A 9,422-nucleotide genomic window follows, 5' to 3' on the forward strand; every position below is an offset into this window, starting at 1 on the left:
AAAAGGTATGCCAGCCCCGTAATTATCCTTAAATGCTGAAGCAAACTTTTCCTTCCCCTGAAGCACTCCGCCGGTTCCCTTTTGGCCTAGCTGATATTGCCCTGATTCTTGGCACATTGGTTCTGCTGGCGCTAATTGCGCGTGTCGGTGCTGGAACGTTGGTAAGCTTTGTACCACCCGATGTAGTGCCAGGTATCAGCCTCGACCCGCGTAATCTACCGTATTATGCTGGGCGCTCAACCCTGCGAATGTTTATTGCCCTGTTTTACTCAACGCTGTTCACCTTAATTTATGGCTACATTGCTGCCAAAAGCCGCCGCGCTGAACGAGTTCTGATTCCATTACTCGATATTTTGCAGTCGGTTCCGGTACTAGGTTTTTTGTCGATCACGGTTACAGGTTTTATTGCCCTGTTTCCTGGAAGCCTATTAGGACTAGAGGCAGCATCGATTTTTGCAATTTTCACCAGTCAGGTCTGGAATATGACCTTTTCGTTCTACCACTCACTGAGAACACTGCCACCGGAACTGGATGAGGCAGTAACGCTCTATCGGTTGTCGGGATGGCAACGGTTCACCAAGCTGGAATTGCCTACAGCGATGATGGGGCTGCTTTGGAATGCGATGATGAGTTTTGGGGGTGGCTGGTTTTTTGTGGCTGCGAGTGAAGCTATCAGCGTACTAAACCAGCAATACACACTACCGGGAATTGGCTCCTACGTAGCAGCCGCAGTTGTAGCGGAGAATTTACCTGCTTTGGGTTGGGCGCTATTGACGATCGCTGTGGTGATTGTGCTGGTAAATCAACTGTTCTGGCGGCCGTTAATCGCCTGGGCGGATAAGTTCCGCTTAGAACAGAGTGCAGCAGCCCAAGCACCTGAATCCTGGGTCTACGATCTGCTCAAAGCAGCCCGAATTCCTTATCTATTGGGGCGGGCGCTAGCTCCTTTGGCTGAAGCTATCAACCGCATTTTGTCATTGCTAACGCCACCGCAGACTCCCCGGGCTGTGGAGACTAGTCGGCAGGAAATGGGCGATCGCCTTTACAACTTGATGCTGCTGGCTATAATTGGTGGGCTGTTGGTTGTCGGGTTGCACTTCATTTTCACAACGGTGGGACTAGCTGAAGTTGTCAAAACCTTTGGGCTGGGATTACTCACTCTGTTACGTGTGCTGGTGTTGTTGGTATTTGCAACTCTAGTTTGGACACCTGTGGGAGTGGCAATTGGGTTTAATCCCCGACTGGCAACTTTGTTGCAGCCTGTGGTGCAATTCTTGGCCTCCTTTCCAGCAAACTTTATCTTTCCCTTCGCTACACTGTTCTTCATCCGTTCCCATATCAGCATTGATTGGGGTAGTATTCTGTTGATGTCACTGGGCGCCCAGTGGTACATCCTCTTCAACTCCATTGCTGGAGCGATGAGCATCCCAACGGATCTACGCGAGATGGCAACCAGCCTTGGTTTACGTGGTTGGCGGCTGTGGCGCAAGTTAATCATTCCTGGCATCTTCTCCGCCTGGGTAACAGGTGGCGTCACTGCTACCGGTGGGGCATGGAACGCCAGCATTGTCTCAGAGGTTGTCGCTTGGGGGCAAACCACCCTAACTGCCAACGGGTTGGGAGCATATATTGCTCACGCAACAGGAGTAGGTGACTGGCCTCGCATTACACTGGGGATTGGGATGATGAGCCTATTTGTCGTTGGGCTGAACAGAGTATTTTGGCGACGATTGTATGAACTAGCAGAAACCAAGTACCATCTCTAAACCATCGCTCGCTAGAGGAGCAAGCATGACATCTACGCAAGTTACTAATAATGTACTAATCGCTGTCGAACAGGTCTATAAGAGTTTTCCGCGCCCAGAGGGCAAAGGTGAGTTTAACGTTCTCCGCAACATTAACCTGATGGTAGCTGCGGGTGAAGTATTAGCGTTGTTGGGGCGCAGTGGCAGTGGCAAAAGTACCTTACTGCGGATTATGGCAGGCTTGATTCCCCCAAGTGAAGGAAAGGTGATCAGCAATGGGAAACATCTGCAAGGTGCTAACCCTGGTGTAGCAATGGTATTTCAAAGCTTTGCACTGCTACCCTGGCTGACAGTACAGGAAAACGTCGAGTTAGGGCTAGACGCGCAGGGCGTCGGGCGGGATCAGCGACGACAACGAGCGCTTAAAGCCATTGACTTGGTGGGCTTAGATGGTTTTGAGAGTGCCTATCCTAAAGAGTTGTCTGGGGGGATGAGGCAGCGAGTTGGCTTTGCCAGGGCATTTGTGCTAGAGCCGCAAGTACTATTTATGGATGAGCCATTTAGCGCCCTAGATGTGTTGACAGCTGAGAACCTGCGGGGTGAAATTGATGATTTATGGAATGCTGGCACCTTTCCCTCCAAAAGCATTTTGATTGTCACTCACAACATTGAAGAAGCGCTGTTTCTGGCAGATCGGGTAATTATCTTGGGATCAAATCCGGGGCATATTCGCGGTGAGGTTGTGATTGATATGCCACGACCTCATGACCGTACCAGCATCCGCTTCAAATCTCTGATAGACTATATCTACACGGTGATGACTAACCCAGAAGTAGAAGTGACTGGGGCTGTTGCAGCACCTACATCACCTGTACAAGTATCGCGATCGCCTGGCACAATCCAACAATCGCCCTATGCAAAACCCCTGCCCCACGTCAGAATCGGTGGTATTAGCGGTCTACTGGAGCTAATTGTGGATCAACCAGAAGGTAAGGATGATATTCCTCGCCTAGCAGAACGAATCCAACTATCGGTCGATGATTTGCTACCGATGCTTGATGCAACCGTAATGCTGGGGTTTGCGGAAGTTGCACAGGGAGATGTCAAGCTGACCGATATAGGGCAAGATTTCGCAACCACAACCATTCTTCGCAGTAAAGACTTATTTCGGCAGCAGGTGCTGTCAAATGTGCCAGTCGTAGTTAGCATGGTGCAGACATTGCGTGAAAAACGGAATCGGTCAATGCGTGCGGATTTCTTTATCGATTTACTTGAGGAATACTATCCTCATGAAGAAGCCGAGCGGCAATTTGCCACGTCCGTAGATTGGGGGCGTTATGCCGAACTGTTTGAGTATGATGCTAGTGAAGATAGACTGTACCTGCCAGAGCCAGCAGCAGCCCAAACTCGTGAATCTGAATCGATTGAGGGATGAGGGAGAGTTAGAACTTGAAGTATTAAGCCCAAAGATTAATTCATCCACCTCAGAGACTCATTACAGCAGAATTCAAGTATTTAAACCACATCTGTCGTAGGGGCACAGCAATGCTGTGCCCCTACTGCGTGGTCTATTTACCTGAAAATAGCTATAATCCCAATGTCCAATGCAATACAGTTCAGCTAAGGCTAAAAACTAACACTGGCGTAGGTTGGGTTGAGGAACGAAACCCAACATTATCAACACTTCGTTGGGTTTGGCTGTCGCTCAACCCAACCTACTAATTCTCAAAGACTCATTCATCCCAATGCCCAATTCCCAATGCCAAATGCTGCCCCAACACTCGTATGATCAAAATATCAGGAAAACATAACAGCCAGATTTTTACCGCAAAACATGGGCAGTATTTGGGAAATCGATTTTTACTCGCGTCCGATTTTGGACGCTAATCAGAAAAAAATTTGGGAAGTCTTAGTCTGCGAAAGTCCTTTGGATATCAGCACAAAAGCAGATTCTTTGTTTCGCTATGCTCAATATTGTCCCAGTACCCAGGTAAATTCTGGCTGGTTGCGGACAGCGTTGCAGGAGGCTATTAACCAGGCTGGAAAAGCACCAATTAAAATCCGCTTTTTCCGCCGCCAAATGAACAATATGATTACTAAAGCTTGCCAAGACTTGAGCATTCCTGCCCAGCCTAGTCGCCGCACTTTGGTTCTCAACCAATGGTTAGAACAGCGCATGGAAGAAGTGTATCCTCAAGAAGAAGGGTATCAAGGGGGAACTAATCCCTCAGTCCGCTTGGAGAAACCTTTGCCGCAACGTTTACCAGATGCTTTAGAAGGACAGCAGTGGGTATTTGTTACCTTAGATGCTGCGGATTTGGCAGAAATGCCAGAGTGGGAAATTGGCTTTGGTGAAGCTTTCCCCCTAGAGTTGGTGAAAGTTTCACCCGAAGCCCGTATTCCTGGTATTTTGATTTTCTCACCGAGAGCGTTGCCTTTGGCAGGCTGGATGTCTGGTTTGGAGTTAGCTTTCTTAAGATTTGACACCAGCGAAGAGGCAAGATTGCTTTTAGAAACTGGTGTAACTGAAAGCTGGATTGTGGCAAATATCAAAAAACCTCAAATCTTAGCAGAAGCCAAAGGTTTTGAAGAAGCCAAGCAAAAAGCTAACGGAGTACATTTTATTGGTGTACAGTCTGATCCCAAAGCAGAATCTTTTGCTGGTTTTTGGCTGTTGCAAGAGGTTAATCTTTAAAAATGGGCATGGGGCATTGGGCATTGGGCATGGGGGAAGAATGACAAATGACTAATGGCCAATGACTAATGACTAGATCCGTTGAGACATGACAATGATTTGGGATAATTAACTGCGTCCATCAGTGTTGATCTGCGGTTTCAAATCGCAACTGCAAGGAGACGCTGATGATTTTTGGATAGTTATCTGCGTTTATTAGCGGAAAGTCTGATCGTCGGCTTTTGGCGATCGCACTTTCTTCAACGTGGGTTGATATGCGGTTCCAAATCCACAATTCACTAAGGGTCATGGGTTCTGAAAATTTGTCACAAGATACACTAGCCGAACAGCTGCTGGAACTAGCGATAAAATCTGGAGCTGAAGCTGCTGAGGTGTATCAGTCGCGATCGCTTTCTCGTCCAGTGTTTTTTGAGGCAAACCGACTCAAACAGCTAGAAACCAACCAATCTGAAGGTACAGCACTACGGCTTTGGCGAAACGGGCGACCGGGACTGATGGTGGCTTACGGTTCTGTGCTCGCCGAAGTAATGGTGGAAAAAGCTCTGGCACTGAGTCAACTTAATCATCCAGAAACAGTAGAATTAGGCTCTAACTTTCAGCCCTCCTACTCAGATTTAGGGGAAAGTGTGCCGATAGAGGTTTTAGTAGATTGGGGCAAAGAAGCGATCGCACTCATCCGTGATGCCTATCCAGATGTTGTTTGCAATGGTGACTGGGAATGTGATGTTGAAACCACTAGACTAGTCAATACCAAAGGTTTAGATTGTTACTACACCGATACTACCCTCAGTTGCTACATATCAGCAGAATGGGTACGTGGTGATGATTTTTTGAATGTTGCTGATGGACAAACTCAGCGTGGTGAACTCGACCCGGAGAGATTAGCTAATCAAATTTTACAGAGGTTAATTTGGGCCAGAGAAAACGTCTCACCTCCTACTGGTCGTGTCCCGGTTTTGTTCACTTCTAAAGCTGCCGATATGCTTTGGGGTACTGTGCAAGCAGCTTTGAATGGCAAGCGAGTTTTAGAAGTAGCTTCGCCTTGGGCAGAACGCCTGGGTAAGGCAGTAGTTGCACCCAGCCTTACCATCTATCAAGACCCGGAAGCGGGTCCTTACAGTTGTCCTTTCGATGATGAAGGCACTCCGTCTCAATCTTTAGTATTTATCGAAAACGGTATTTTACAGCATTTCTATGGCGATCGCACCACTGTCCGCCAACTCGGTACTGACACCACTGGAAATGGTTTTCGCCCTGGTTTAGGCAGCTATCCCACCCCTGGTTTATTTAATTTTCTCATCCAGCCCGGTTCGGCATCACTACCAGATTTGATTCAACAACTAGATGATGGCTTGATTGTGGATCAAATGCTGGGGGGTGACGGCAGTATTTCTGGAGATTTTTCAATCAACGTTGATTTAGGCTACCGCGTCCAAAATGGTCACGTAATTGGGCGCGTTAAGGATACGATGGTTGCAGGTAATGTCTATACAGCCCTCAAGCAATTGGTGACACTGGGCAACGACGCTGATTGGAATGGTTCTTGTTATACTCCATCTCTGATAGTCGAAGGGCTATCTACCACGGGGAGAAGCAATTAAAAATTCTAAATTCATCGCCAGTAACGGGTTTTGTAAGTAGCAAATGTTGCCTTTGATTCGTTGAAAGTTTAATGAGAAGGAGTCAGAAGACAGAATTCAGAATTCAGAATTCAGAATACCCCAAACAGTCAAGTCAGGGGTAACAGTCACGGAAAAATTTTTTCTTCTCCACGATTCAAATCGGGGGCTTTAAACCTTGATTCTCCATCCAGTCCAGACTCCATGCTGAATTCTGGCGACTGGCGCCTTTATTCTTCTTCGGTAAATAATTTCCGAATAACACAAGAAATTTGACATCATGTGGTATATACGTATCTTCCAGCGCATTCGGCAACAGCTACAACCACGGCGTCGGTTAGCAATTTTTGAAGCTTGTTTGATTGGTTTGGTTTCAGCACTTGCAGCAGTCTTACTTAAATCGGGGGTGGGATTGCTAGGTGCCTGGCGAGTGCAGACATCGCTGTTGCTACCAGCTTGGTTCGTGCTACCAGGTATCGGACTCGCCTTCGGATTTCTCGCCGGATGGCTGGTTGAGCGCGTAGCCCCAGAAACTTCCGGGAGCGGTATTCCTCAAGTCAAAGCAGTGTTAGCCCGCATCCCAATTGCTCTAGATTTGCGGGTTGCCCTAGTCAAGTTAGTCGGTGGTATTCTGGCACTAGGCTCTGGGCTATCTTTAGGGCGGGAAGGTCCAACAGTTCAGGTGAGCGCAGCTTTAGCAGCTCAACTCAGTCGGTGGTTTCCGACTTCACCAGACCACCGTCGCCAGTTGATTGCTGCTGGTGCAGGAGCAGGGTTAGCGGCTGCCTTCAATACGCCGATTGCAGGTGTGTTGTTTGTCGTCGAAGAACTATTACAGGATTTCTCGGAATTTACTCTCGGCACTGCGATTCTGGCTTCTTTTATCGGTGCTGTCGTCTCGCGCTTATTGGGTGGTCGCAGCCTGGATCTGAATCTAGCATTAACTGCTTCCAAGACAGAGTTTTTTGTTCAAGATATTCCTTTCTATTTGGTGTTGGGGATTGTAGCTGGGTTGATGGGAGCGCTGTTCAATCGCGGGATTATTGCCAGCTTAACTGTTTACCGCCGCTCTCTGCGTTTTGGATTACCTGCTCGTGTGGCACTAGCTGGGTTAGTTTCTGGGGTAATTGTGGCATTCCTACCACTAGCGTTTCGAGACAACACGGGACTGCGGGAAATTTTAATTACAGGTGAGGCTAGCTGGTCAATGGCCGCGATCGCCTTTTTATCCCAGTTTATCCTAACCCTGGTAGCCTATGGATCTGGTGTGCCCGGAGGATTATTTGCCCCCGCTTTGACCCTTGGGGCTGCCCTTGGCTACTTGGTGGGTATGGGAGAACACAGTCTGCTTCTTCCTTTCGGGATAGCGACTGGATTACCAATGACCTATGCCTTGGCAGGAATGGGCGCATTTTTTACTGCGGTGGCCAGAGTGCCAATGACGGGGATAGTAATTGTGTTTGAAATGACTACAGATTTCAACTTAGTGCTGCCCTTAATGATTGGCTCTGTAACCTCCTATCTAGTCGCCGAAAAGTTAGCGCCAGGATCACTATATGACAAACTTTTGAAGTTCAATGGCATAACTATCGAAAAGGCACCACCTGCGGGGGGGATAATGACAAATTTGACAGCCAGAGATGTCATGCAGCAACAAGTAGAAACTCTAGATACAGAGATGCCTTTAGATGAAGTCATCCAAGCATTCGCCCGTTCCCACCATCGTGGCTTTCCTGTGGTAGAGAACAGCAAGCTTGTAGGGATTGTGACACAATCAGATTTATTAAATATCCGCGATCGCAATTTAGCAAACGATACTCCCTTACGAGACATTATGACAGCCGCTCCGGTGAGCGTAACACCCATCCACAACCTAAGCAATGTGCTGTATTTGCTGGATCGCTACCAAATCAGTCGCTTACCAGTGCTAGATGGACGAAAACTGATTGGAATTATTACTCGTGGAGATATTATTCGGGCGGAAGCAGACCATCTCAATGGTGAAAATGACACGCCAAGACTGCGACCAGATCCTTCATATATAGTTTACCAAACGCGATCGCCCAGCATCGGCAGAGGTAGATTATTAGTGCCAGTAGCTAATCCCGAAACAGCCGGGATTTTATTACAAATGGCAGCAGCTATTGCCCGCGATCGCCATTATGAAATAGATTGCGTCCAAGTGATGCTGATACCCCGCCACAGTTCACCATCGGAAACAGAGGTAAGAACGGCAAAAAGTCGTCGCTTGCTACGACAGGCGGAAGTCTTAGCAAAAAAATGGCAAATTCCTCTGCACACGCAGATTCGAGTTACCCACGATGTCGCTCAGGCAATTTTGGAGACAATCAACGAACAACACATCGACCTCATCTTAATGGGATGGAAAGGTAGCACATCTACCCCTAATCGGATTTTTGGCGACGTTGTAGACACCATAATTCGCCAAGCCACCTGCGAAGTAGTATTAGTAAAATTAGGCACAACTGGGCAATCAACACTCACAACTCACAACTCCTTCAATCGCTGGCTAGTCCCAATGGCTGGTGGCCCCAATTCGCGGCTAGCGATTAAATTGCTCCCAGCTTTACTGACATTAGGAAATGATCCCCAAATTCGCCTTGCACAGGTGTTTAAGCCATCAGAATTAAAGCCAGACATGACAATTTCAGAACAAGCCATCCGCCATTTGATGCGGCGTCGGAAATTGTCTAGTACTGTAGTTGCTCTCCCAGTCCAAGCTAATTCAGTCGCTGAAGGTGTGATTAACCTAGTGAAAACCGAAGGTTACGATGTTGTAGTTTTGGGAGCTTCACGCGAGGGATTGTTGCAGCACGCGATTCAAGGTAATATTCCAGAAGCGATCGCCTCTGGTGTAGAAAGTACAGTGATTTTGGTTAGGGGTGCAATTAACAAGTGAACAAAGAGGGATTGTCAGATAAATATTGATTTTACTAACGATAAAATATACCAATAATAAGAGAAGCAATTATTGGTATTAGGATTGGAATAGCAACTATAAGTCCCCACTTACCAAACTTAATTTCCTCACCCTCAGATTTTAAAAACGCAATCCAACCTACAACTCCCATCACAATCCAAATACACCCAAAGACCAGAAATATAACAAACACTGAATCTTCCATTCTTCACCAATTAAATGTATACAAAGAAACTGGGAAATAAATTTTAATTCATCTTCGTTCACCAGTTATATTTATAATTTGGAGTCATAGAAAAACCAAAACAAAGCCTGCATCGGCAGGCTTTATATCATGTTCGGTAAATCACTTACGATTAAGCTCCGATTTTAATCCACCAGTGAAAACCCGTTAACCCTTGAATCAAATCTTGCTGTTGAAG

7 protein-coding genes are annotated in these 9,422 nt (G+C 47.1%); 5 read left to right on the plus strand and 2 right to left on the minus strand.

Going from position 1 to position 9,422, the window contains the following annotated elements:
• The first annotated feature begins 32 nt into the window (after positions 1 to 32).
• The 3 genes from V7K36_RS24855 (at position 33) to V7K36_RS24865 (ending at position 4,440) form a co-directional block, all read left to right on the plus strand.
• Positions 33 to 1,766, plus strand: coding sequence for an ABC transporter permease (locus V7K36_RS24855; RefSeq protein ID WP_335120248.1), 1,734 nt, complete (start codon positions 33 to 35; stop codon positions 1,764 to 1,766).
• A gap of 25 nt (positions 1,767 to 1,791) precedes the next feature.
• Entirely contained in the window at positions 1,792 to 3,180 is a 1,389-nt protein-coding gene (locus V7K36_RS24860) for an ABC transporter ATP-binding protein (protein WP_335120250.1), read from the plus strand.
• A 399-nt stretch (positions 3,181 to 3,579) separates the two neighbouring features.
• Positions 3,580 to 4,440 (plus strand): Tab2/Atab2 family RNA-binding protein, encoded by an 861-nt coding sequence (locus V7K36_RS24865; protein ID WP_335120253.1) that lies wholly within the window; start codon positions 3,580 to 3,582, stop codon positions 4,438 to 4,440.
• A 121-nt stretch (positions 4,441 to 4,561) separates the two neighbouring features.
• Here the strand turns inward: V7K36_RS24865 and V7K36_RS24870 are convergent, their stop codons facing one another.
• Positions 4,562 to 4,729 carry a hypothetical protein gene (locus V7K36_RS24870; protein ID WP_335120255.1) on the minus strand — a complete coding sequence of 56 codons (168 nt, stop codon included), beginning with the start codon at positions 4,727 to 4,729 and terminating at the stop codon, positions 4,562 to 4,564.
• On the opposite strand from V7K36_RS24870, the gene V7K36_RS24875 reads away from it, so the two are divergent.
• Both V7K36_RS24875 and V7K36_RS24880 read left to right on the plus strand, forming a co-directional pair.
• Positions 4,728 to 6,041: a TldD/PmbA family protein gene (locus V7K36_RS24875; RefSeq protein ID WP_335120257.1), complete on the plus strand. Its 1,314-nt coding sequence runs from the start codon at positions 4,728 to 4,730 to the stop codon at positions 6,039 to 6,041. The genes V7K36_RS24870 and V7K36_RS24875 overlap by 2 nt on opposite strands.
• Positions 6,042 to 6,339: 298 nt before the next feature.
• A complete protein-coding gene (locus tag V7K36_RS24880) occupies positions 6,340 to 8,979 on the plus strand; it encodes a chloride channel protein (RefSeq protein ID WP_335120259.1) in 2,640 nt (879 codons plus the stop codon).
• Between the two features lie 34 nt (positions 8,980 to 9,013).
• On the opposite strand, the gene V7K36_RS24885 is transcribed toward V7K36_RS24880, so the two are convergent.
• On the minus strand, positions 9,014 to 9,205 hold the full coding sequence (locus tag V7K36_RS24885) for a hypothetical protein (protein WP_335120261.1): 192 nt from the start codon (positions 9,203 to 9,205) through the stop codon (positions 9,014 to 9,016).
• Positions 9,206 to 9,422 lie beyond the last annotated feature (217 nt).

Source organism: Nostoc sp., from assembly GCF_036919555.1.
Lineage (GTDB): Bacteria > Cyanobacteriota > Cyanobacteriia > Cyanobacteriales > Nostocaceae > Nostoc.

Bases quoted from the DNA above. Each gene is read 5' to 3' on its own strand.
- V7K36_RS24855 (WP_335120248.1), top strand. From the start codon at position 33: ATGCTGAAGCAAACTTTTCCTTCCCCTGAAGCACTCCGCCGGTTCCCT.
- V7K36_RS24860 (WP_335120250.1), top strand. From the start codon at position 1,792: ATGACATCTACGCAAGTTACTAATAATGTACTAATCGCTGTCGAACAG.
- V7K36_RS24865 (WP_335120253.1), top strand. From the start codon at position 3,580: ATGGGCAGTATTTGGGAAATCGATTTTTACTCGCGTCCGATTTTGGAC.
- V7K36_RS24875 (WP_335120257.1), top strand. From the start codon at position 4,728: ATGGGTTCTGAAAATTTGTCACAAGATACACTAGCCGAACAGCTGCTG.
- V7K36_RS24870 (WP_335120255.1), bottom strand. From the start codon at position 4,729: ATGACCCTTAGTGAATTGTGGATTTGGAACCGCATATCAACCCACGTT.
- V7K36_RS24880 (WP_335120259.1), top strand. From the start codon at position 6,340: ATGTGGTATATACGTATCTTCCAGCGCATTCGGCAACAGCTACAACCA.
- V7K36_RS24885 (WP_335120261.1), bottom strand. From the start codon at position 9,205: ATGGAAGATTCAGTGTTTGTTATATTTCTGGTCTTTGGGTGTATTTGG.